Source organism: Paenibacillus endoradicis (genome assembly GCF_024721975.1).
Map to the genome: position 1 here is coordinate 313,107 of NZ_JANQBB010000001.1, position 25,321 is coordinate 338,427.

At 37.2% G+C, this 25,321-nt stretch carries 20 protein-coding genes; 17 read left to right on the forward strand and 3 right to left on the reverse strand.

Annotated features, from left to right (window positions below):
- Positions 1–31: 31 nt before the first annotated feature.
- The gene (locus NV377_RS01310; protein ID WP_258199374.1) at positions 32–1,372 is read right to left on the reverse strand and encodes an aminotransferase-like domain-containing protein; all 1,341 of its coding nucleotides are present in this window, start codon (positions 1,370–1,372) and stop codon (positions 32–34) included.
- Positions 1,373–1,491: 119 nt separating this feature from the next.
- On the opposite strand from NV377_RS01310, the gene NV377_RS01315 reads away from it, so the two are divergent.
- The 7 genes from NV377_RS01315 (at position 1,492) to NV377_RS01345 (ending at position 12,430) form a co-directional block, all read left to right on the forward strand.
- Positions 1,492–2,412 carry a DMT family transporter gene (locus tag NV377_RS01315; protein WP_258199375.1) on the forward strand — a complete coding sequence of 307 codons (921 nt, stop codon included), beginning with the start codon at positions 1,492–1,494 and terminating at the stop codon, positions 2,410–2,412.
- 208 nt (positions 2,413–2,620) lie between these two features.
- Positions 2,621–3,007, forward strand: coding sequence for a hypothetical protein (locus NV377_RS01320; RefSeq protein ID WP_258199376.1), 387 nt, complete (start codon positions 2,621–2,623; stop codon positions 3,005–3,007).
- Between the two features lie 457 nt (positions 3,008–3,464).
- Positions 3,465–5,009 carry an ABC-F family ATP-binding cassette domain-containing protein gene (locus tag NV377_RS01325; protein WP_258199377.1) on the forward strand — a complete coding sequence of 515 codons (1,545 nt, stop codon included), beginning with the start codon at positions 3,465–3,467 and terminating at the stop codon, positions 5,007–5,009.
- A gap of 617 nt (positions 5,010–5,626) precedes the next feature.
- Positions 5,627–6,382: an SDR family NAD(P)-dependent oxidoreductase gene (locus NV377_RS01330; protein ID WP_258199378.1), complete on the forward strand. Its 756-nt coding sequence runs from the start codon at positions 5,627–5,629 to the stop codon at positions 6,380–6,382.
- Positions 6,383–6,437: 55 nt separating this feature from the next.
- The gene (locus NV377_RS01335) at positions 6,438–7,700 is read left to right on the forward strand and encodes an MFS transporter (protein ID WP_258199379.1); all 1,263 of its coding nucleotides are present in this window, start codon (positions 6,438–6,440) and stop codon (positions 7,698–7,700) included.
- Positions 7,701–7,921: 221 nt separating this feature from the next.
- A complete protein-coding gene (locus tag NV377_RS01340; protein WP_258199380.1) occupies positions 7,922–8,842 on the forward strand; it encodes a methyl-accepting chemotaxis protein in 921 nt (306 codons plus the stop codon).
- 435 nt (positions 8,843–9,277) lie between these two features.
- On the forward strand, positions 9,278–12,430 hold the full coding sequence (locus NV377_RS01345; RefSeq protein WP_373425797.1) for a pectate lyase-like domain-containing protein: 3,153 nt from the start codon (positions 9,278–9,280) through the stop codon (positions 12,428–12,430).
- Between the two features lie 35 nt (positions 12,431–12,465).
- Here NV377_RS01345 and NV377_RS01350 read toward each other — a convergent pair whose 3' ends face one another.
- Positions 12,466–13,041: a hypothetical protein gene (locus tag NV377_RS01350; RefSeq protein WP_258199382.1), complete on the reverse strand. Its 576-nt coding sequence runs from the start codon at positions 13,039–13,041 to the stop codon at positions 12,466–12,468.
- A gap of 250 nt (positions 13,042–13,291) precedes the next feature.
- Between NV377_RS01350 and NV377_RS01355 the strand changes: the two genes are divergently transcribed.
- Together NV377_RS01355 and NV377_RS01360 are read left to right on the forward strand one after the other, a co-directional pair.
- Positions 13,292–14,185, forward strand: a complete 894-nt coding sequence (locus NV377_RS01355; RefSeq protein ID WP_258199383.1) for a TIGR01777 family oxidoreductase — start codon at positions 13,292–13,294, stop codon at positions 14,183–14,185.
- Positions 14,186–14,399: 214 nt separating this feature from the next.
- Complete coding sequence (locus tag NV377_RS01360) at positions 14,400–14,798, forward strand: RDD family protein (protein WP_258199384.1); 399 nt, start codon at positions 14,400–14,402, stop codon at positions 14,796–14,798.
- A gap of 101 nt (positions 14,799–14,899) precedes the next feature.
- Here NV377_RS01360 and NV377_RS01365 read toward each other — a convergent pair whose 3' ends face one another.
- Positions 14,900–15,508 carry a TetR/AcrR family transcriptional regulator gene (locus tag NV377_RS01365; protein ID WP_258199385.1) on the reverse strand — a complete coding sequence of 203 codons (609 nt, stop codon included), beginning with the start codon at positions 15,506–15,508 and terminating at the stop codon, positions 14,900–14,902.
- A gap of 301 nt (positions 15,509–15,809) precedes the next feature.
- Here NV377_RS01365 and NV377_RS01370 point away from each other — a divergent pair, with 301 nt between their 5' ends.
- From NV377_RS01370 to NV377_RS01405, 8 genes are all read left to right on the forward strand, one after another.
- Positions 15,810–17,000 carry an acyl-CoA dehydrogenase family protein gene (locus NV377_RS01370; RefSeq protein ID WP_258199386.1) on the forward strand — a complete coding sequence of 397 codons (1,191 nt, stop codon included), beginning with the start codon at positions 15,810–15,812 and terminating at the stop codon, positions 16,998–17,000.
- A gap of 18 nt (positions 17,001–17,018) precedes the next feature.
- Positions 17,019–18,461 (forward strand): 4-hydroxyphenylacetate 3-hydroxylase family protein, encoded by a 1,443-nt coding sequence (locus tag NV377_RS01375; RefSeq protein ID WP_258199387.1) that lies wholly within the window; start codon positions 17,019–17,021, stop codon positions 18,459–18,461.
- An 83-nt stretch (positions 18,462–18,544) separates the two neighbouring features.
- The gene (locus NV377_RS01380) at positions 18,545–20,212 is read left to right on the forward strand and encodes an ABC transporter substrate-binding protein (RefSeq protein ID WP_258199388.1); all 1,668 of its coding nucleotides are present in this window, start codon (positions 18,545–18,547) and stop codon (positions 20,210–20,212) included.
- Positions 20,213–20,243: 31 nt separating this feature from the next.
- On the forward strand, positions 20,244–21,191 hold the full coding sequence (locus NV377_RS01385) for an ABC transporter permease (protein WP_258199389.1): 948 nt from the start codon (positions 20,244–20,246) through the stop codon (positions 21,189–21,191).
- 29 nt (positions 21,192–21,220) lie between these two features.
- Positions 21,221–22,129 carry an ABC transporter permease gene (locus tag NV377_RS01390; protein WP_258199390.1) on the forward strand — a complete coding sequence of 303 codons (909 nt, stop codon included), beginning with the start codon at positions 21,221–21,223 and terminating at the stop codon, positions 22,127–22,129.
- 18 nt (positions 22,130–22,147) lie between these two features.
- Positions 22,148–23,140 (forward strand): ABC transporter ATP-binding protein, encoded by a 993-nt coding sequence (locus NV377_RS01395; protein WP_258199391.1) that lies wholly within the window; start codon positions 22,148–22,150, stop codon positions 23,138–23,140.
- Positions 23,137–23,982 carry an ATP-binding cassette domain-containing protein gene (locus NV377_RS01400; protein ID WP_258199392.1) on the forward strand — a complete coding sequence of 282 codons (846 nt, stop codon included), beginning with the start codon at positions 23,137–23,139 and terminating at the stop codon, positions 23,980–23,982. The genes NV377_RS01395 and NV377_RS01400 overlap by 4 nt, the downstream gene beginning before the upstream one ends.
- 15 nt (positions 23,983–23,997) lie before the next feature.
- Complete coding sequence (locus NV377_RS01405; RefSeq protein WP_258199393.1) at positions 23,998–25,305, forward strand: LLM class flavin-dependent oxidoreductase; 1,308 nt, start codon at positions 23,998–24,000, stop codon at positions 25,303–25,305.
- The last annotated feature ends 16 nt before the right edge of the window (positions 25,306–25,321 follow it).

Sequence of the window (25,321 nt, forward strand, 5' to 3'; positions counted from 1 at the left end):
GAAAAGCACGATGATATGTCGTGCTTCTCTTTTAGTTAAAGTTATTTATTTTGTCATTCAAAGCAAAGGCTAGTTCATTAATACCCTTAGAGATTTTATGTTCTTCCACAGTTGAAACATTCAATTTTAATATTCTCTCCTGATAAAATCCTTCCAAATAATTTCGGTTCATTGATTCAAGCAAAATATGTTTTTGGTTTAGATAATGGATGAGTTTACTCATATTAACTTGTTTTGGTAAGCTAATATGACTGTGCATACAGATTTCTGAATTAACTTGATACATCGGTAAGTAAGTTTTTAACGATTGTTGAAGTGCTTGAGCACGTGCTGTATAGGCCTCACTCACTTGAGCACGGTAACGTGTAAACATACCGCTTTTTAGATATAGTTCTAGGGCTGCCTGTGAAATCATGGAACTATCGATATCTGCAGTGTTTTTATATTGTTGAAATTGATCTTTTATTGAATTCGGTAGTACTGCGATTCCAATACGTAGTCCGGGAAACATAATTTTGGAAAAGCTTTTTAAATAAATAACACGATCATGTAAGTCATAAGAAAATAGCGGATCTACTTTTGAATTTTGTTCGAAATCTGCTAAGTAGTCATCTTCAATAATATAAACATCATATTTATTTGCTAAATGGAGAATAGATTCTTTTTCTTTTCTACTATAAGAAATTCCTAATGGATTATGGAATCGTGGCATTGTATAAAAAAACTTAATGTCATCTTTACGGAAAATTTGTTCTAATTCATCTAAATTGATACCCTCTTTAGTTAGTTTGATGCCAACAGCTGGCAGTTGATATGTTTTAATAAAGTCCATATATAAATGATAACTTGGTTGTTCTACAAGGATCTTTGTGCGATTATTTGGAAATGGCATCAGGCTTAGTAAAGAGAGCGCTTGTTGAACACCCGAAGTAATAAAGATATTGTCCATATGTGTAAATACTTGATACTCTTCTAATAATTTTTGTGCTTCAATAACTAATGATGGTAAACCTTTTGGTGTACCATATCGAAATAAGTCTGCTTGATAAGTGTCGATTGCTTTATTGATACAATGCTGAAAATCCTTGTAGGGAAAAGCATTCCATGTAGGTGATGACGTTGCAAAATCTATAAATTCAGACTTTTCTGGTGCTTGTGGTGTTTGATGATCTACGACGTAATAACCACTCTTTGGCATGGCATAAATGAGATGTTGGTCTTCAAGTTTCTTAATAGCGGTCAGAATTGTACTTATACTACAGGAGAAAGTTTTCGATAAATCACGAATAGAGGGCAATTTAGTACCAACGGGTAAATCACCTCTCTGAATTTGATTGATTAAATAATCGTATATAGATTCATATTTGAGCATTTTCAAACTCCTAGGCACATCTGTATCGGTACAGATGTGTATTTTATATATAGTATATTCTTCTTTTTTTTACTACGATAGATTTACCGGCCGAGTAAAAATAAGAAGAGGTAATTTATATGACTGAAAAAACAAAGGCATATATCGCAGCAGTTATGTATGCATTTATTATTGGTCTTTCTTTTATGTTTGTCAAAATGACTTTAACCGTTGCCAATCCATTAGATACGCTTGCACATCGATTTACGATTGCGTGGATTGCTGCTACTATTTTTATAATATTTAAAAAGAGAGTAATAAAGATTGATTGGAAAGATATATTTAAAATCCTGCCGTTAGCATTATTATACCCAGTAATCTTTTTTACTTTACAAGTGTATGGTCTAGCAAAAACGACATCTACAGAAGCAGGAATTATTCAAGCAGCTATTCCAATTTTCACATTAGTGTTTGCAAGCATCTTATTGAAGGAGAAAACTACAAGTAGACATTTCTTATTTATTGGTTTATCGATAATTGGTGTCATTTACTTGTTGTTGATGAGTAGCACACCTACTGAAGTAGCGGGCTTAATTGGTGGTGGATTGATATTATTATCAACTGTTGCGGCTGCATTATATAACGTATTTGCAAGAAAGCTTACAAAGCAATATTCAGTATTCACATTAACCTATGTCATGACAAGTTTTGGTTTTATTATTTTCAATGTAATTGCGATAGGCGATCATGTGGTGAACGATACATTAACGCAATTTTTCCGACCATTTATGCATTATGATTTTGTTGTTTCGATTTTGTATTTGGGTATTTTATCATCACTCATAACCTCTTATCTTTCAAATTATGCATTGTCAAAAATAGCTGCTTCTAAAATGAGTGTTTTCAGTAATTTTGCGACGCTTATTACGATATTAGCTGGTGTTTTATTTTTACAGGAAGAATTTCAACTATATCACTTAATAGGAACTATTATTATTGTTTTAGGAGTCATCGGTACCAATTTTTATGGTAGTAGAGGAAAACAGAATGAAAAAATATAGTCTCTTATCTGTATAAACGATACAAAAAGAGTAGAGGAGTAAACTGTACAATATATTACGAATGGTTTAAGTGACTCCTGATCTTTTTTTCGATAATAGTGTTATACTTGTAGCTACCATTAACAATCTAATATATCGATCTTAAGAATTAGTAAATTTTAGAAGTCACAATGATTTAATTCGTTTACTTCGGGAGGAAACACCAATTATGTCTTATATTAAACAGCTTGAAACCTCATCCATATCGTTAATCGTACCGTTTAAACAATTAAAATCAATTGCTGAGGAACTCATTGAACAAGCGATTCAAATTCAAGTATCAGTGAATATTGAGTCTGAAGAGCTAAACGATGGAGAATTAAGAATTTTAGCTAACTTTGATGATAGTCAGTTATCTGATGAGGAAGTTCGTTCACTTTCAAAGGCAGGGTTTGCGTCTAGTGAACCATATCGTAATGCGGATACAGCATTAGATGCTATTTTCGTAGGTAGATATGATATTCAACCTACTTTAGGTGATGAAGAAGATGGCGATTATTATTTCATTGTTGAGATAGAGTATAATGATTACCAAAGATCATTGAATCGCAAGTAGAGTTACATGTTCTCGGCTTGCGAAAGTCCACTTTTGAACATTTATTGGAAGAGGAAGTTCAAAAAGTAGACAGGCTATAATAAAGAAGTAATTAACGAGGACACAGCATTTTGTGTCCTTTTTTCTATGATAAGGAAGCATATTATTCATTGCGGAAAATTACTAAAGATTGTTAATCATTTCGCGTAAGTATAGTTTATGATATACTTAATAGCGTTGTTATAAAAAATGGCTGTTTCGAACTTTAAATGATAGGTAGTAAGAAGCTCTAAATACGGAGTTAGTTGATACAAATACCATAACTTAATAATAGTTAATATAAAGCAGTGATAGCTTAGAATTAGCGTTATTCTAAGCTATTACTGCTTTTTTATGGATATATATTGGTAATCATTAAGCTTTAATAAGGAAAACTAACAAATTTATAGAATAGCATAGAAAAGGGCGTTGATTATTCATGAGTATTTTAACAGTTGAAGAAATGAGCCATTCATTTGGAGAAAGAATAATATTTGATAAAGTATCTTTCCGAATTTTAAAAGGAGAGCATATCGCACTGGTAGGAGCAAACGGTGAAGGTAAATCTACTTTAATGAAAATTATTACTAATCAGTTATTACCTGATAACGGAAAAGTAACTTGGGGTAGCAAGATTAGTGTTGGTTATATGGATCAGTACGCTGACCTTAACAAAGGAAAAACTGTAGAAGATATATTGAAAGAAGCATTCTCGACTTTGTTTGATGCAGAGCAAGAAATTAACGATTTGTATGGCCAACTTGGGGAATTAAGCGAAGCAGAAATGGACATTGCACTAGCTAAAATTGGTGATATGCAAGAAATGCTTGATACGAATGACTTTTACAATATTAATTCCAAAATACAAACAACTGCTTTAGGACTTGGTATTCTTGAACTGTTAGAGAGAGATGCGTCTTCATTAAGTGGTGGACAAAGAACAAAGATTTTGCTTGCGAAATTATTGTTAGAAACGCCAGATATTTTACTGTTAGATGAGCCAACCAACTATCTTGATGTAGAGCATATCGAGTGGTTGCAAACGTATTTGAATAATTATGAAAATGCATTTGTATTAATTTCTCATGATACTGACTTTGTGAATAGTGTCATTAATGTCGTCCAACATCTTGAGCATAAAGTTTTAACAAGATATGTAGGAGATTATGAAAATTATCTGAAAGTTTATGCAATTAAGAAGGAACAACTAGAAATCGAATTTAGAGAGCAAAAGAGAGAAATTGCTAAGCTAGAGGACTATATTGCTAGAAATAAAGCAAGAGCATCCACTTCAAAACAAGCAAAATCAAGAGAGAAAAAACTGGATAAAATTGAGAGAATAGAAATTAAGAGTGAGAACATAAAACCTCAATTTAACTTTATGAAAGCAAGATCATCAGGCGAAATGATTTTCGAAGTTGAGAACTTAGTTGTTGGTTACAACAAGCCACTAAGTAAACCGTTGAATCTAAAAATGAAGCGTGAACAAAAGATTGCTATCGTTGGTACTAACGGATTAGGGAAATCGACACTTCTGAAAAGTTTATTAGGAGTTTTAACACCGATAAGCGGTGAAATTAATTTAGGTAATTACCAAGAAATAGGATATTTTCAACAAGAAATACTTGAAGTAAATACAAATGTGGTTATAGATGATGTCTGGAATGAATTTCCTAATTCAACGAATAAAGAAATCATGGGACAATTATCTAGATGCGGCTTAACAAGAAAAAATATTGAAAGTCCAGTAAATATATTAAGCGGTGGAGAGCAAGCAAAAGTTAGATTATGTAAACTGATTAATAAACCCTCCAACATCTTGGTGTTGGATGAGCCGACAAACCATTTAGATATACATGCGAAAGAAGAACTTAAGCGAGCATTACAAGATTATAAGGGCAGCATACTGCTAGTATGTCATGAACCAGAATTCTATAAAGATATTGTAACTGATGTATGGAATTGTGAAGATTGGGCTCTGTAAATAGATCATAGTTGTCCTTATTATTCCAATGTAGAATGAAATAATAAGGACAACAAACTAACAGACTAAAGCAAAGGTTGATCATTCTCGTCGAGTGATCTGCCTTTGCTATTTATCGTGTCCGAATAAGTGAAATCATATGAAAACAACTATGTGATTTATAATACAATCACGGATGGTTTCTGTCTAATTTGTTACAGTTGTTAGAATGAACACGTAATAATGCTTGTATTTTGTGTGAAAATTTAGTCCCTATTATGAACATTATTGTGGGATAGGCACTAAAATCTTTGAATTAAATGAGTATTTATGCCCGTAAAGTCAATGTTTATATACGTTTTTTATTACTTGCCCAATTTCTTTAATTCATATGGATATCTTTACATTCAAAATTAATTCGTTCGTTTTATTGACACATTTTGATAATTGGACTATCATAATCAAATGCCTGGCTATAAAAAATATAGTAACTTCGCTAATGGAAGTTTTAAGGGTGATTTTCCGATAAATAACATCGTAACTTAGAGCTAACATTAGTTGAATTATGTATTGCTTGAATTCAATTTTATAGTAAGCATTTTTATTAAAACTTTTTTTACTAAAGGAGAACTCACATCATGAAAAAACTAGAAGGTAAAATCGCTTTAATTTCTGGAGCAGCTGGTGGTATTGGTAAAGGAATGGCAACTGCATTTGTTAAAGAAGGTGCAACGGTTGTTGTGGTTGACCTTAATGAAGAGCTAGGTAACCAAACAATCAAAGAATTGCAAGAGTTCGCTCCAGAATCTATGTTTATTCAAGCAAATCTTGCTGAACATAATAAATTAGCTGGGATCGTAAAACAAGTTGCTGATAAATACGGTAGACTTGATATTTTGGTAAATAACGCACATGCTTCACGAATGAATTCAATTGAAGATACAACTCAAGCTGACTTTGATCTTTCATTCAATACTGGATTCTATCCAACATTCTACTTTATGCAAGCAGCACTACCTTACTTAAAAGAAACACAAGGTAAAATTATTAACTTTGCATCAGGTGCTGGAATTAACGGTGACGTGAATCAAGTTTCTTATGCAGCAGCAAAAGAAGCAATTCGTGCTGCTACTCGAGTAGCAGCTAATGAATTCGGTCCATTTGGTATTAATGTAAACATCATTGCTCCAATTGCAAAATCACCTGGTTTGATCGAATGGGCTGAGAAAAATCCAGAGTACTATCAAGGAATGCTAAGTAAGATCCCTATGAGAAGACTTGGTGAACTTGAAGATGATATCGGTCGTGTAGCAGTATTTTTAGCAAGCGAAGACTCTGATTATATTACAGGTCAAACAATTATGGTTGATGGTGGTTCTATTAAATTACGCTAATCGATTAACTTACTAACTAGACAACTTTAATAGAAACGAAAAAGAGGGATACTACATGAATCAGCAGAAGAAAAAGATTCACTATGCATGGTGGGTATTATTAGGACTAGCTTTGATGGTCGGTTTGGCTAAGGGCGGTATTATGACGGCCGGTGGATTGTTCTTAACTCCGGTCACAGAAGATCTAGGTATCGGTATGGGGAACTTGACGTTGTACTTTAGTATTTCGTCGATCGTCACAATGATATTCTTGCCAATCGCTGGTAAAATGATTGCTAAGTATGATATTAGAAAATTGTTAGTGGTAGCAATAATATTGCAAGCAGGTTCCTTTGCAATGTTTGGGTTTATGAATTCAGTATGGGGTTGGTACTTGTTCTGTATTCCAATGTCCATCGGTTCTATCTTTGTTACGCAAATGGCTGGTCCAGTATTAATTAACAACTGGTTCAAAAAACATAATGGTCTTGCTGTAGGTATTATGGTCGCTTCCGGTGGATTATTTGGAGCTATCCTTCAACCAATGGCAGGTAACTTAATTAATAGCGAAGGTTGGAGATATACGTATATCTTCTTGGGAGTATTAGTAATGGTTATCGTTATTCCAACGGTAATCCTTACAATTAGAAAGTCTCCTGGGCAAAAAGGTTTACAAGCTTTAGGCGCTGAGGAAGTGAAAGTTGAAGATACAACACCAAAAGAAGTAGTAGTAAAAGGTGTCACTGCCAAAGTTGCATTAAAATCATCTTCTTTTTATGCTTTACTTATTTTCTTCTTCTGTGTAACTTCAATCGGTAGTTTCGGTCAATATGTATCATCGTTTGCAATGAACATAGGTTATGATATTGTATTTGCTGGTTCTGCAATGGGCGGATGGCAGATTGGTACTTTAATTGGTGCATTGGCATTCGGTATGTTAACTGATAAAATTGGTGCGAAAAACACTGCGATCTTTGCAATGCTACTTGGACTAGTTCCAGTTATTATGCTTATAACTGTTGCTGATAATGCAACAATGTTTAATATCGCTATTGCTATTTTTGGATTTGTTGTTGCATCAATTGGAACATTAGGACCGCTTCTTACAACTGCACTATTCGGTAATAAAGAATATGGTCAGATATATTCGACTGCTGTTATGGGACTTGCTATTGCAGGCATGGTTGCTTTACCTGCTTATGGATATATTGTTCAAATTACAGAAAGCTATACAGCAATTCTTTATGCAGTTGGAATAATGATGGTCGTTAATGTCTTCGCTGTAATCCTAGCCTTTAAAGGTAAGAAGAAGCTTGAAAAAGCTGGTTTGTGGAGTTAATTATTAGATCGATAATATAGAGAGATATCTCTCTTAATTAATATGCACCTCATAGAATAGACATTAGAAAGCCTGAGGCTAAACCGATGTTATTCTAGGGGGTGTATTTTTGACTTTTAATGTAAATTATTCTTCTTATACGACACTATTTCCTGTATACTAATCAATAGTCTTTTAGAATTTTTAATGTATTAATTTATTTTGAGGAAGTGCGATGTTATATGGAGAAATTGGCAGTATATGAAAGTACGCAAGTTTTAGAAGGACAAGCAGTTTTGGCTGCATTAGAGCAATCTCTTGCTATGATAGAATTTAATTCACTAGGAGATGTGCTTTGGGCTAATGATCACTTTGCTTCGGCATTAGGTTACAAAGTTTCCGAAATAGCTGGTATGCATCATAGTCAGTTTTGCACAGTGGATTTTGCTCAAAGCCCAGAGTATTCAAAGCTATGGGATGACTTAAGAAGTGGGCTGAAATTTCAAGAGAAAATTACTCGCGTAGCTAAAGATGGAACGATACTCTATTTTGAAGCTACGTACATGCCAGTTTGTAATGAGGATGGACAAATCGTAGCTGTCCTTAAAGTAGCAACTGATATTACGGCGAGGGAAACTGCGGCTTCTAAACTAACTGCTGAATTACAGCAAATGGCTGAAAATTTACTCCAACGTACTGAAGATGGTATAAACCGTACACAACAAGTCGCCGAGGCAATAGAACAAGTGATTAATGGCAATGAGAGCAACTTAAACTTGCTTCATGACTTAGAGGAACAGACTACTGTGATACAAGGTGCTGTCCAGACAATCCGTGGGTTTGCTTCCCAAACGAAACTACTTGCCTTGAATGCCGCGATAGAGGCTGCGCATGCGGGGGAACATGGTCGAGGTTTTGAAGTAGTAGCTACCGAGGTTCGAAAGTTGGCGAATCAAGTTGAAGAAGGTGCTAACGAGATACGAGCTACGGTGAAAGGGATTTCTGAACAGGTCTACAAGGTTAGTAGAGGCACAAAAGAATCCCAGGGGACTATTGATAATAGTCAGCAGCTAATACAACAAGCTGTCGATGAGTTTGTAGGAATCGGTGAATCTGCTGGCAGGCTTGATATTCAAGCTAAGACTTTAAGCCAATTATTATAATTAACATTTAGTTCGTTGCTAAATAAAGACGTCTGAAACCTGTCTGTATACAGGTTTTAGACGTCTTTATTTGTTATAAAAATGTAGCCTTTTGAGAGTGTACTAAAGGTTGATTGAAACTGCCTCTAAGGATGTTTGATTTTATCTTAATAACGTCGACTTTCTGAAAAACAATGCAGTATTTCTAAAATTTGCCATATTATTATTGTTGAATCTAATATCTATAATTGATTTGTAAGCTTGTAAAGCTAACGCTGTAAAAGATTTCTTTCTTAGTCTAAGAGTTGTTTATCTATGAAAATTAGTTGTGGTGAGGGAGGTTGATTAATAAAGATGTAAACGCTTACTAATTATCTCGTAGGAGAGCAAGAAGGAGTTAATCAACTTTAGTTAATCCAATTATAGGAGGGAAAATAATTGAAAAACTTGAAAAGAATGATCTCCACAATCTCAATGTTCGCTATCCTAATTAGTTTATGCTACATACATCCTAGTATTTCAACAGCCGCTGTTCCTGTAACTTCAGCAAATTCGTCTATATTTGGGCCAAATGTATATGTTTTCGAACCGACGATGTCCTCTTCGGAAATTCAAAGCATTACAAATTCAGTCTTCAGCAACCAGGAATCTAATGAATTTGGAAGCGATCGTTATGCATTTCTCTTCAAGCCTGGTAGTTATAATGTAGATTTTAATGTAGGCTTCTATACACATGTAGCAGGTCTTGGGAAAAATCCAGGAGATGTCACGATATCAGGCGGTTTGAACGTCAATGCAGACTGGGATAACGGTAATGCGACGCGCAATTTTTGGCGTGCGATTGAAAATCTAACCATTAATCCCTTGAGCGGAAAAACACAAATCGCTGTATCACAAGCAGCACCATTAAGACGATTGCATGTTAAGGGTGAGTTAGATCTATTTGATTTTGACTCTAACTGGAACGCAGGTTGGGCAAGTGGTGGATACTTAGCTGATTCGATCGTCGATGGTCCGATTGTTCCAGCCTCACAACAACAATGGTTTTCGAGAAACAGTCAATACAACAATTGGACAAATGGGGTTTGGAATATGGTCTTCGTAGGTGATAGTAATCCGCCTACCGGGCAATTTCCTGATCCTCCGTATACAGTTGTTGAGAAGACACCTGTCATACGAGAAAAACCTTATCTCTATATAGATAATGCTGGTCAATACCAGGTGTTTGTTCCATCATTGCAAACGAATACACAAGGTATCAGCTGGGCAAACGGGTCCACACCAGGAAAATCTATTTCTATTGATCAGTTCTATATTGCTCGTGAAGATACATCTACTGCAGCAAGTATTAACATGGCGCTTAGTCAAGGAAAGAACCTATTATTTACACCAGGCAATTACCATCTGAATGACACGATTAGAATAACGAATCCTAATACAGTAGTACTGGGAATCGGATTACCTACTTTAATACCAGACAATGGACAAATTGCAATGTCAGTTGCCGATATTGATGGTGTGGAAATTGCAGGAATTGTCTTTGATGCTGGTCCTGTTAACTCATCTACATTACTGGAAGTAGGACCTAATGGAAGCTCCAATACACATGTAACGAATCCTGTCTCTCTTCATGATCTTACGTTCAGAACCGGAGGGGCTACTAACGGTAAAAATGATGTAGCATTAAAGATTAACAGCAATAATGTTATTGGCGATCATTTTTGGATATGGCGGGCCGATCATGGTGCTGGAGCGGGATGGGATAGTAACGTCTCTAAGAATGGTCTTGTTGTCAACGGCAATAACGTTACTTTGTACGGATTGTTTAACGAGCATCACAATGAATATCAGACGATTTGGAATGGGAATGGAGGGCGACTTTATTTCTATCAGTCCGAAATTCCTTATGATGTTCCAAGTCAAGAAGCTTGGATGAGTCAGAATGGAACTGTCGACGGATACGCTTCATATAAAGTAGCAAACACCGTTACAGATCATGAAGCATGGGGTCTAGGCATATATTCTTTCTTTAGAGATGCACCTGTTAAGCTAGAAAGTGCGATAGAGGTACCGAATGTACCAGGTGTGAAAATTCATCATGCGACCACAATATGGTTGTCTGGAACAGCTGGAAGTGAAATAACACATATCATTAACAAGATCGGCGAAAAAGTATATGCCAATTCGCCTGCTGGAGCAATGCGACAAACGGTAACTGAATTTGTAGGCAATGGAACTGCAGATGCGGTTGCACCAAGTGTGCCAACGAATCTATCGGCGATAGCTTCGTCAAATAGCCAAATTAATTTAAATTGGACGGCATCTACAGATAATGTTGGTGTCATCGGATATGATATTTATCGCAATGGTTCATTTGTCGGATCGTCAACTCAGACTTCATATACGGATACAGGATTACTTGAATCAACGTTATATAGCTACTCTATTAAAGCTAAGGATGCGGCGGGCAACCTCTCAGCTTCAAGTAACATTGTTACTGCCGTCACATTAGCAGGGGGAGTGGCTATAGCGCTAGACCGAACTGGCTGGACAGCATCTTCCAATCCTGCAAGTGGGGATGTAGCAGCAAATCTATTGGATGGAAATATGTCCTCGCGCTGGAGTACTGGAGCTGCTATGACACCTGGGCAATCCATCGTAGTAGATATGAAATCAGCGAAAAACATAAGTAAGATCGTCATGGATTCTACTGGTAGTGATCTGGACTACGCACGAGGTTACGAAGTATACGTTTCAAATGATGGTACAAACTGGGGAACTGCTATATCTAGTGGTTCTGGCACAGGCCCAATAATTACAGTTGATTTTTCATCTCAGACCTCACGTTATATTAAAGTAGTACAGACCGGTACCGTAACTAACTGGTGGTCTATTCGAGAATTCAATGTATTCGGTAGCATGGTTCCAGTTGATACAGTAGCACCAAGTGTCCCTGCGAATCTGATGGTAACAGTTGCTTCAAATAGCCAAATTAACTTGAGCTGGAATGCTTCGAGCGATAATGATGCTGTATCAAGTTATGATATTTATCGCAATGGTGCTATCGTTGGTTCATCCACTTCAACCACTTACATTGACACAGGTCTAACTCCAGCAACCACATATAACTACTTTATTAAAGCCAAAGATGCAGCAGGCAACATATCTGCTGCGAGCAGTACAGTAAACGCAACTACCTCTGGTGGGGGAACAGGAAATGCACTTGACAGGACGGGATGGGTTGCATCATCCTCTCCAATAAGTGGCGATGTGCCAGCTAATTTATTAGATGGCAGTATGTCCTCGCGTTGGAGTACTGGAGCCGCTATGACACCTGGGCAATCCATTACATTAGACATGTTGGCTGTTAAAGAATTTAACAAAATTGTCATGGATTCTACAGGAAGTAATGATGATTATGCCCGTGGTTACGAGGTATTCGTATCGAATGACGGAACGAATTGGGGTAGCACTATTGCTGTTGGATCAGGAACCGGACCAGTAATTCCGATTAACTTCGCAACTCAACATGCTCGTTACATTAAAATAGTTCAGACTGGCACTTCTTCAAGTTGGTGGTCGATCCGAGAGATTAATATTTACAACTAGTACAATAGAAAAGCATTGATTTAGGTTGTTCTGAATCAATGCTTTTTATAGTTTATTTGGATTAGGGAGTGTGGACTCCTTCTAGCATCTGAGTAATTTGATAATTTCACATTATGGATAGATGTAATAAACTCATATCGATTATGTACTTTCAAACTGTACTCTTTATCAATAATATCCTTCATCTTATTGTTATTAATATTTAGTGTAGCTCTGTAATAGGCAGTAAGGTTAATAGCCTTATCATCTTTAGAATTAATTTGATTAGATGCGTAATCCTGATTTAAATATTCGGTATATAACTGATAAAAGTTACTGTTAGCATGATGTAATAATAGATCAATCTGATCTGCCGAAAGCGAAAAGTCCAATATATCTAGAACATTTCTCTCATTAATTTCAGAGATGAAACCACCGTACAAAGGAAAGATTCCAGACCACATAAAATTTCGTGAATTATATTTATCTCTTCGGACTTCTATGTTGTTATTATTATTATTTTTAGAAGATAATTGATCTGAACCGAATATTTCTTTTTCATATGTTTGGATAAGTAAGAAAGAAAAAACAAGCAGAACTACTGAAATGAGCAACCATTTTAATTTAACCATTACTCTTTCTGTCTCCTCCTTATACGTTTAAATATCAATTCATAAAAGATATAGTTACGTTAACTTATTTTACCATTATCGAGAAACTAATGTTATATTTAGCATGATTATCTAATAGCATGCAGAGCAAGCACAGAATTAGTAAGGTGTTTGTTCTTTTTTTTGTTGGAATTAACAGGTAAATTTTGGTTTTATTATGCTAGGATATATGTTATAACAACCTAATCTCAAAGAGAAATGAGTTGATTCTATGAAGAAGAAAGTCGTTTTAGCGGGTGGGACTGGTTTTGTCGGGATATACTTCAATGAAAAATTTCGAAATATGGGTTATGAGGTGAAAATTATCTCAAGACAAAAAGGTCATATTTCTTGGGATAATGAAGCAGATATAATAGAAGCAATTAATGATTCGGAAATGCTAATCAATCTAGCGGGGAAGTCAGTAGACTGCCGTTACAATGAGCAGAACAAGCGTGAAATTCTAATGTCAAGAGTAGACACAACACGTATACTTGGTAAGGCAGTACTAGAATGTGAAAATCCTCCTATATTATGGATTAATTCAAGTACAGCGACTATTTATCGACATGCTGAAGACCGACCAATGACTGAAGAGACAGGAGAAATTGGTTCAGGGTTTTCCGTTGACGTAGCGACAGAATGGGAAAAGACTTTCTTTTCATTCGACTTATCTGCCACTAGAAGAGTCGCCTTGAGACTTGCAATTGTACTTGGTGAACATGGCGGTGTTATGACTGCCTTCAAAAACTTAGTTAGATTTGGTCTTGGTGGTGCGCAAGGATCTGGCAATCAGAAATTTAGCTGGATTCATATTGAAGATTTATTCGATATGACGATCTTCATTAGAGACAACGCACAGATTAGCGGAGTAATTAATTGTTCTGCACCTCATCCAGTAACCAATCGTGAATTGATGGATACGTTACGGAAAACGATGAATGTAAAATTCGGATTGCCATCTCCAAAGTGGATGCTTGAATTTGGTGCAGTAGTCATAAAAACAGAAACTGAGTTAATTTTGAAGAGCCGGTGGGTTATTCCAGACCGCATAGAGAAAGCTGGATATGTATTTAAATATCGTACTATTGATAATGCACTTCAACAAATCTTACAAAGTACGTAATAACAATAATTAAAAACAAGATAAATATAGAAAACTTGGTTTTGGAAGACAGCTATTAGTGGAAGCAGAGAGAATAATAGTTGATCCCTTTATCATCACTACATTAGATAAAATAAGGAATAAAGAGGCTGGATCCGTAATAATATACTAGTTAGTTTTTTTTGAATAATAATGAAATTATTTTTCTCTAAACTAGTATAGGGAGTGGTTGAAGATGGAAAGAGAAGCAGGGTTTTGGATACGACTTGGTGCTAAATTGTTAGATGGTATTATTATCGGAATTCCAATAAGTCTACTTGCTTCAATCTTTATCGGGGAGCATGCTGAAGATCTATTTAAAAACACTGTGAATGTGCTCTATTCAATGCTTTTACCTATATTTTGGAGTGGTTATACCGTAGGAAAGCGTTTATGTAACATCAGAATTAGAAACGTCAATGATCAGATGCCTCCAACATTTTTGAATATGTTATTGCGTGATGTTGTAAGTGGGCTAGTCTATGCATTCACTTTTGGAATTGGTATCATCGTAAGCATTTGTATGGTCTGTATGCGAGAAGATAAGCGCTCCTTACATGATTTAATTGCAGGGACTGAAGTCATTCATGATTAAGTATGGTGGATAGCCCAATATAGCAATAACAATTATAGTTTTTAATAACCGAAAAAGGCATGATATAAGCTAATTCAGCTTATATCATGCCTTTTTCGATCTTAAGTAATACCCATGACTTTATTAGTGCCGAGATTTGCAATTCTAGTTAATTGAATGGACATATACCTTGGAGAATAGACCATTTTATCAGCAAACCATTTGTGAATGATACCAATGGTTGCAGATGTCATGAAGTCTAACGAGATATCAAGTGGAACAAACAGTTTTTGCTCCATTTTAAGCGCAGCAATTCGCAGGTAGAGCGATTCTCTAATCGTTATGTAGAGTTGCTCATTAATTTGCTTACTATTTTTCTGAAACATGATGCGATAAAAACGTTCATTTTGCGATAAATTTTGAAATATTGCAAGTGTAAATAAGTCAGGTTCATCTTCGTCTATTTGTATATCTTTCAGCGCCACAACTGGTATTGTAGGCGCAATAAGTTCGTTTAATTGAGTTAGCTTTTCTTTCATCATAACCTCTACAAGTTTATCTTTATCTTGATAATGCAAGTAAAAGGTAGAACGATTGATATTAGCCTGCTCAGTAATATCGCTAACTGTAATCTGTTCTAATTCCTTATAGTGTAGTACATCAAGTAATGCCTCACTAATTATCATTTTTGTACGTAATACTCTGCGATCATTATGCTTCTTGTCTGGCATAGTAACACCTCTCAACAGTAATTTGGGTTGTAAAACCAACCGACAGTATATATCGAGTTGTTGCTTATACGACAAAATAGCTTAAGTTGTCTTATTGGTATTTTGTTGCATAATCCTGAAACGACGGATTTTATTATCTGTCTAACATTGTAAAGTAAATCATCATCATGGTTTGAACTGTTGTTTATACCTCATTTCTAAAACTATTGATGGTTGTATAGAAATATGAAATTGCTATAATCATAGCATAAATACCTAGTAATTCAATAGGAAATGTATACATTGGTTTGGAGGGGAATACATGACAACATTATCTATAGCAGAGGCAGATCAATCTTGTATTTATATTGAAAAAGCTAAGCAATTGGCTCAGCAATATGCAATAGATGCAATCGAGCGAGATCAACGAGGTGGTGCTGCATATGAACAAGTGAATTTATTACGTGAAAGCGGACTGCTAAAATTGTTGATCTCAACAAAATACGGTGGGTATGAACAACCGTGGTCATCAGCATTACATGTCGTTAGGGAATTAGCCAAAAGTGATGCGTCACTTGCCCATCTGTACGGGTTCCATTGTATTAATATTCTCGTTGCTAGATGGATAGGTACACCAGAACAGGTTGAGTTTTTGGAAAGAGGTACCGCTGAAAACAATTGGTTCTGGGGTAATTCAGTTAATCACTCTGACCGTAGACTTACTGGAAGAAGGGAGGGAGAGGGTTATCGAATTCATGGTGTAAAGCATTTTTCATCTGGCTCTCCTGGTTCAGACCGTTTAGTTGTAGCATGGCGTGATGAAAGTGATGATGCATTAGTTCATGCAGCAATTGCAACCAATAAATTAGGCGTTACCGTGCATGATGACTGGGATGGAATTGGTCAACGTCAAACAGGTAGTGGAACGGTTCAATTCGATGATGTCTATATTACTGCGGATGAACTATTAGAAAGTAAGGAGCAAGCAGGTAAAGCATTTGCAACGTTGACGCCGATTTTGTCCAAAAGTGTGCTAACCAATGTATATGTCGGAAGTGCGTTAGGTGCAATTGAAGATGCAAAGCAGTATACCATTGCACATACTAGACCGTTCATTGCTTCAGGAGTTGAAAAAGCGATCGATGATCCTTGGATCAAACGTCAGTACGGAGAACTTTGGATTCAAGCTGCTGCAGCGGAAAGCTTTACTGATCGAGCAATGCAAGTGCTTGATCGAGCGTGGCATCGAGGGTTTGAGTTAACGATTGAAGAAAGAGGAGAAGCGGCTGTTATTGTTGGAGCAGCTAACGTTCATGCAGGCAATGTTGCACTTGAAGTAACAAGTCGTATCTTCGAGGTGATGGGCGCTCGATCAGCTACTAGAAGTCAAGGATTTGATCGTTATTGGAGAAATGTTCGAACCCATACGCTTCATGATCCTGTGGAATACAAGTTACGAAGTGTTGGAGATTGGGTGCTAACCAATACGTATCCGTCTACTTTATATAGTTAGGGGGAGGGGTTGCTGCCTATGTGTACTAGAGGAGAAAGGTTTGTTCAAAGTATTGAAGATGGTAGAAATGTGTGGCTTCAAGGTAAGAAAATTGATCGTCTAGGTGAGCATCCAGCTTTCGAAGGTACATTACAAACGATTAGTAGATTATTCAATATGCTGGATACGCCAGGGGAACAAGATAAAGTGGGATTCCGTAAGGAAGATGGGACATATGCGCATCGCGCATTTCTAGTTCCCTACTCCAAAGAAGAGTTAACGTCTAGAAGCGAAGCTTTTCATTATTGGTCTTCAGCTACAAATGGCATGATGAGTCGTCTATCGGATTATGCAAGATCGATGATTACTGGATGGTATGGGGCAAGGGATCAACTTAGTACGTTAGATCCACATTTCAGTGCTAAAATAACCACTTATTATGAGGACGCTAGAGATAATGATCGCTTTTTAACGACTGCGATTTTAGATCCACAAATTAATAGAGCAAGTGGACTTGATGATGACAAAATAGCAGAGCGCTTCTTACATGTTGTTCGTGAGACTAGCGAGGGTATTGTCGTTCGTGGAGCAAAGATGATCGCTACTGGTGCACCTTATACGCATGATTTTATTATTTTCTCGTTGTTAAAACTTAAGAGTGATCATGCCAAGCACGCTCATGTATTAATTGTTCCAGCTAATTCAGCAGGGTTGCATATTGTATGCCGTGAATCGTTCGCAGACGATCGTGCCAAGGAACATTTGCTAAGTTCGCAATATGAGGAAATGGACGCCGTTCTATTTTTCGACGATGTATTAATTCCATGGGAGCGAGTTCTACTCTATGGCAATACTGACGCGGTATTAAAGCTTCGTGAGAATGAAACGGCCAATGCACTAGCTTATCATCAAACGGCAGTCAGGCAAATAGCGAAGCTAGAATTTGTAACAGGTGTAGGGATGGCAATAGCGGAATCTATTGGTGTTAATTCCTTCTTACATATTCAAGAGAAGTTAGGTGAGTTACTGACACAGGTAGATACAATCAAAGCATTAGTATTTGCCGCTGAAGGTAATGCGAAGCCAGATAGTAATGGTATCTATATCCCGCAACTATCTTATATTCATACGGCGCGCAATATTGGAACGAAGCTATATCCTCGTGCAATAGAAATTATCCAGCAAATAGGAGGAGGAGGCTTTGTGCAAGCACCTTCTGGTATGGAAGATTTCTATGGACCGATCTCTAAGCAGATGCATCTCTATTTCGAAGGGGCAACAGTTAGCGCGGAGAAGAAAGTTCAACTTCTTAAGTTAGCGTGGGATTTAATAGGAAGTCCATTCGGTTCTAGACATGAGTTATATGAAAGATTTTATGCAGGTGATCCGATAAGAGGACATGCGAATCAATATTTGGAAGCGAAGCATAGTCATTTTACTGATCCAGTATGGAACTTGATCAAGGAAGGAAGCAAGTACTAAATCCATCTTGTAATAAGAAAGTCATCAACGGCAAAACAACATAGAGTGTGAGAAAAATAGAGAAAACATTTGGAGGGATTGTAATGAAATCATTAGAGTTAGCAAGTAAGAAAGGTTCCACATTTTCGATGATTATAGCACTAGTCCTAGTATTATCGATGGTATTAACCGGATGCGGTAGTAATACTGGACAAAGTGGAGTTAGTAATAATTCAACTAATAAGGAAACTAGCTCACCCAATGACACTACAACTAATAGCAACGAGCCAATTAAAGACGGCACAATAATCGTCGCTTTATCAACAGATATTAGTACGCTTGATCCATCGCGTGAAGGTGGATGGGAGACTTATCTTGTTAATAAAAATGTTCATGAATCACTAGTGAAAGAAGATTTAACGAAATCTAGCGAAGAATCTCCGACAGCTCCTATCATTCCAGGTCTAGCAGAATCTTGGGATATTTCAGAAGATGGTAGAACGTATACGTTCCATCTTCGTCAAGGAGTTAAGTTTCAAGATGGAGCAGATTTCAATGCGGAAGCAGTAGAATTCAATGTGCGCCGCGCTTGGGATAAATCGTTCGAGTATTTTGATGAGGCGAGCTCGATTATGATGAGCAGAACATATCATGATTTGAAAGAAGTGAAGTCGATAGACACGAATACAGTGAGTTTAACCTTTAATAATCCTTACCCAGCGTTGCTTCGTTTACTTGCGCAAGGTAGTGGTGGTTCAGGATTAATTGCTAGTCCAGAAGCAATTAAAACTTACGGTAATGATGGATATGGTGAGCATCCTTCAGGCACAGGACCTTACCAGTTAGAAGAACGTGTTATTGGTGAAAAAATCGTGCTAACACGTAATGAAGGATATTGGGGAGAACAACCTTATAACAAAAAAATAATTTTCCGACCTATCTCTGACAACAATGCGCGAGTGGCAGCTCTTCGTACCGGTGAAGTTGATATTATTCAAAATCCACCAGTTGATAGTTTAGCTCAATTAGAAGCAGAAGGTTTCCTTGTTCCACAAGCTGATCTGCCTATTGTTTACTATCTAACATTAAATACGGCCAATGAATATTTGCAAGATGTTAAAGTTCGTCAAGCTATAACATTAGCCATTGATCGTGAAAGTTTAGCGAAAGATTTGTTGAATGGTTACGCAATTCCTGCCTACAGCGCTGTTAACGCAGGTAGTGAAATTTATGATCCACAATATAAACCATTCCAATATGATGTAGAAAAGGCAAAGCAGTTATTAACAGAAGCGGGTTATCCAGATGGGTTGGAGTTAACGCTACAAACCTATCTTGGAACGGAATCTTATGTTGAATGGATTCAGCGTGATTTGGAAAAAGTTGGGGTTAAAGTGAAAATTGAAACTTACGATTACAATACATTCGGTTCATTGCGCTTTATGTCACCTGATGTAGGCATTAATACAATGGATTGGGGCTTTGTTACGCCTTATTGGTTGTACATTGTAGGTTACTCATCTAGTACAGGTCGTTATGGTAATTATGCAAGTGCTAACTTTGATAAAGCAGTAGACTTAGCGATGAACGAAGTTGACTACGATCAATCATTAGAATATTGGAAGCAAGCACGAGATGTAATTGATGAAGATGCCGCTATTGTTCCACTATTCAGTAATCGTACATTAGTAGCAGTTAGCAGCAAAGTGAAAGGTTTTGTACTACCTTCACAAAATTGGTACGATCTTGAAACAGTTTGGCTAGAAGAATAGCGATGAAGCTTAATTAGAAAGGAGAATGGTTATGGCAATTTATACGTTGAAACGAGTCGCTGCGGTCATTCCGGTACTCATATTCGTCACGTTAACCGTATTCCTTGCTGTTCACTTCAGTCCAGGTAATCCTGTTATTATGATACTCGGAAGTGATGCAACACCTGAAGCCATTGCTAAACTAAGTCAAGAAATGGGGCTTGACCGCCCCTTTCTTGTTCAATACGTTCACTGGGTAGGTGAGCTAATACAAGGGAATTTTGGTAACTCATATATTACAAAAGTATCGGTATACGAGGTGCTACTAGATAAATTTACGAACACAATTATTTTAGCATCAGGTGGGCTTATCTTAACTTGTGTATTTGGGATATTGATCGGCGTAATAGCCGGAATTAAGCGTAATAGTTGGATTGATCGCTTAATTATGCTTATTACAATGATCGGCTCTAATCTGCCTAGCTTTTGGCTTGGTATCATATTAGTCTCCATATTCTCTATACAACTAGGCTGGTTGCCCTCGTCAGGAATGTACAATATGCGAGGAGAAGAAACTTTTCCAGTGCTTTTGAAGCATTTGATACTACCGTCAATCGCCATTGCTGCTTCATCGGTTGCTATCGTAGCTAGACTAGTGAGAGCAAGCGTAATTGAAATTATGAATGCTGATTATATGCAAACTTTACGTTCACATGGTCTATCGAAAAAAAGTATCTATGGCAAGCATTTATTACGAAGCATACTTTCTCCTGTTATTAATATTACTGGGCTTGAAGTGGGATACCTACTCGGTGGAGTGTTGTTTGTAGAAACAGTTTTTTCATGGCCTGGTATAGGAACATTACTGTATAACGCAATTATGGGACATGATATACCATTTATTCAAGCCGGTGTTGTACTTGTAGCGGTTATGTATGTACTCGTTAATTTAATAACAGATATGCTTGTAACTTATCTTAATCCTAGGCTGAGACAGTAGCATGTTTATAGTAAGGAAGGAGTTTTGAGATGCCAAAGCGTCTAATACGAATCAATGATTCTGTTATAGTACCTACTTCTACACCAATCATTAATAAGCGAACAGTTTCGCCCAAGTGGAAAAGAGTATGGATTGATGATCGTACCGTGCTTGCAGGTAGCATTATTGTTGTTCTTGCAATATATGTCTCAATATTTGCAACAATACTTGCTCCATACGCACCCAACGTTGGCGACAATAGTTTACGCCTTGCATTGCCTGGCACATCAGGTCATTGGCTTGGACTAGACCAACAGGGGCGAGATATATGGAGTCGATTAATGTATGGTGGCAGAATGTCGCTTATGACAGCGATTATACCTATTGTTATTGCTGCATTACTTAGTGGCACCATAGGATTGATAGCTGGGTTTATGAAAGGTAAAATTGGCGAGATTATTATGAGATTTATGGACATATTGTTTGCATTCCCAACGATTTTATTGGCATTAACGATTACAACACTATTAGAGGTTGGTATAAGATCCGTCATTATTACATTAACGATCGCACTCATTCCGAATATGACTCGAATTGTATATACCGCTGTTATTGCTGAGTCAGGCAAAGAATATATAGAAGCGGCAAAAGTATTAGGAGCATCCAAATTCGAGTTGATTTTTACAGAATTACTCCCTAACGTTGTCACTTCTTTGATCGTATATGCTACTTCTCTTGTTGGGAAAATGATAATCTTCTCAGCTGGTCTAAGTTTTATGGGGTTAGGAATTCAAGCTCCACAATCGGATTGGGGTAAGATGACTTCAGATGGTATGGCTGTAATCTTGCAAGGTAGCTATCATGCAGCTACCATTCCAGGACTTGTTATTCTAATAGTCTCGATTGGTTTCAACTGGTTAGGTGATGGGCTACGTAATCATTTTGATCCTCATTATTAAATTCGTGGTGGTGAGCCTATGGCAATATTAGAAGTAAAAAACTTGCATACACAGTTCAAGACGCAAGCAGGCATCATTAATGCAATCAATGGAATTGATTTTTCGATTGAAGCGGGTGAGGTGCTAGCAATTGTCGGAGAGTCTGGATCAGGTAAAAGTGTAACTGCTCTATCTGTAATGGGGTTATTGCCGCGTTCTATTGCAAGCATTACGGAAGGGAGTATTTCGTTCGTTGAAGTTGATCTCACGAAGATTGATCATAAGCAATATAATCGTATACGCGGCAAAGATATTTCAATGATATTTCAAAATCCTCTAACCGCACTTGACCCGTATTTTGCAATTGGCAATCAATTATCAGAAATCATCGCTAAGCATCAACCATCACTTTCAAGAAAAGATGTGAAGCAAGAAGCTTCTGCATTATTACGAAAAGTTGGTATTCATGATACGGAGCGTGTACTACGTGCCTATCCACATGAGTTAAGTGGAGGAATGAGGCAACGAGTCGTTATTGCATTAGCTATTAGTAGTCGACCGAAGCTAATTATTGCAGACGAACCAACGACTGCGCTCGATGCGACGATTCAGAAACAAATATTAGAGCTGCTAAAACAAATTAATGAGGAGTATAACACCGCTATTATGATTATTACGCATGATTTCGGTGTGGTTGCTAATATAAGTGATAAAGTTGCCGTTATGTACGCTGGTAAGCTCGTCGAGTTTGGGAAAACAGAGGACGTTATTAGACAACCACTTCATCCGTACACGAAAGGATTAATAGAGTCCGTTCCAGGTGTTACTCGTTCAGTTGAGCAATCTCAACAATATCGTCTGCCACAGATCGAAGGTTCAGCACCAGATTTACTAGAATTATCCGAGGGATGTGTGTTTTTCGAGCGATGCCCTAAAGCATCTACCCATTGTCTTCATCATAATCCTGAACTAACGACATTAAGTGATAAACGACAAGTTGCATGTCATTATCCGGAAGGGGTAGGTGCATGAAACCATATATTGAGTTAAAAGGATTAACCAAAGTATTCAGTACTCCATCTTGGAGAAAGAATTCATCAAAGCAACAATTTATTGCTGTGAATGATATTAATCTAACGATTCATCGAGGTGAAATTGTTGGACTAATTGGTGAATCGGGTTCAGGGAAATCTACCTTAGGAAGAATGATATGTCGATTGTTAGAGCCAACCGCAGGAGAAGTGCTAATTAATGGGCAATCGATAACTTCGCTTCCTAATAAACAAATGCGAAGTTATTATCGTCAGATGCAAATGATATTTCAAGATCACTCATCGGCTTTAAATCCGAGAAAAAAGATCGGAGAACAGATCATTAAACCTATGATGCGTCTAGGAGTTGTTTCAAGTCGCAAAGAGGCTGAAGCAGCAACGATAGTTCTACTAGAACGTGTTGGATTGAAGGCAGAGCATATGCATCGTTACCCACACGAATTTTCTGGTGGACAGCGTCAAAGAATTGGGATCGCCAGAGCACTAGCAGTACAGGCAGAATTCATTATTCTTGATGAACCTACATCTGCCCTTGATGTGTCAATTCAGGCCCAAATATTGAATTTACTGTTAGATCTACGTGATGAGTTTGACTTAACTTATTTATTCATCGGACATAATCTTGCAGTTATCGAATTTTTCTGCGATACAGTCGCAGTAATGGAGCAAGGCGAAATCGTAGAGTATATCGTTGCCGATCAACTATTCAGTCATGCGATTCATTCAACGACGAAGAAGCTCATTGAATCCGTACCTTCTATAGAAAAGTTTCGAATAAGACAATCTCAGCTAGTGGATGGTAAGGAGTTAATTACGGTATAAGAGGAAGGGATTATTATGGGAAATGTTACTCGTCAAATGAGTATTGGAGTGTTTTTGTTAGGAGTTGGACATCATATTTCATCTTGGAGAGATCCGCTCGCAAGACCTGATCAATTGAATGATTTTGAATTTTACAAACATATAGCACAAACCGCTGAACGTGGGAAATTAGATATGCTATTTATAGCAGATCGACTAGCTGTAACTGACCGTTATGATGCGATTATTAAACATAGCATTAATACTCACTTGGAACCAATTACGCTACTTTCTTCTCTCATTGGTGTAACGGAAAAGATTGGACTTGCGGCAACGGTTTCCACCTCATTTGCAGAGCCCTATCATCTAGCTAGAGAAATTGCTAGTCTAGATCATCTAAGTGGTGGTCGTGTAGCGTGGAATGTTGTTACTACGGCAGAGAAGGAAGAGGCACTTAATTTCCGTGACGAGCATTTTGAGCATGCTCATCGTTATGAACGTGCACAAGAATTCGTCGATGTCGTCACAGGTCTATGGGATAGCTGGCAAGATGATGCGATCGTAGAAGACCGAATCAGTCGTGTGTTTGCTAATCCAAGTGCTATTCATAAGTTGCAACATCAAGGAAAAGAATTCCGAATAGAGGGTCCGCTGAATATTCCACCTACGCCACAAGGTAGACCGGTGCTTATTCAAGCTGGTGCTTCCGAGGCAGGTCAGTATTTGGCTGCACGCAATGCTGACGTTATTTTTACCGCTTGGCACACAATGGAAGAAGCACAACTGTTCTATAAAAGTGTTCATAGTAAGCTAGAAAGTGTAGGAAGAGAGACTAGTAGTATGAAAATACTTCCAGGAATCTATCCCGTTATCGGTTCATCAGAGAAAGAAGCGAAAGAGAAAGCAGAATATATGCATAGTCTGTTAATCGACTCACTTGGTCTAGCTTGGCTGTCTATTGTACTAGCAACAGATCTAACAACTTGTGATCTCGATGCACCACTTCCAGAACTTCCTGATCTAGATAAAGTTAATGCAGGCAGAGGACGTTTTCAACTTGTATCAGATATGGCAAAGCGTGAAGGTCTGAATGTTCGTCAACTTATTAAGCATATGATCGGTTCTCGAGGTCATAAAACTGTATACGGTACGGCATCACAAGTGGCAGATCAGATGCAGCTATGGTTTGAGAATGACGCCTGCGATGGCTTTAATATATTACCACCCCACTTCCCAAGTGGCTTCGAGCAATTCGTAGATTCTGTTATCCCTGAATTACAAGCTAGAGGAATATATCGACAGGATTATGAAGGTTCACAATTGAGACAGCATCTAAATGTCTAATAAAAGAATAGTGAGG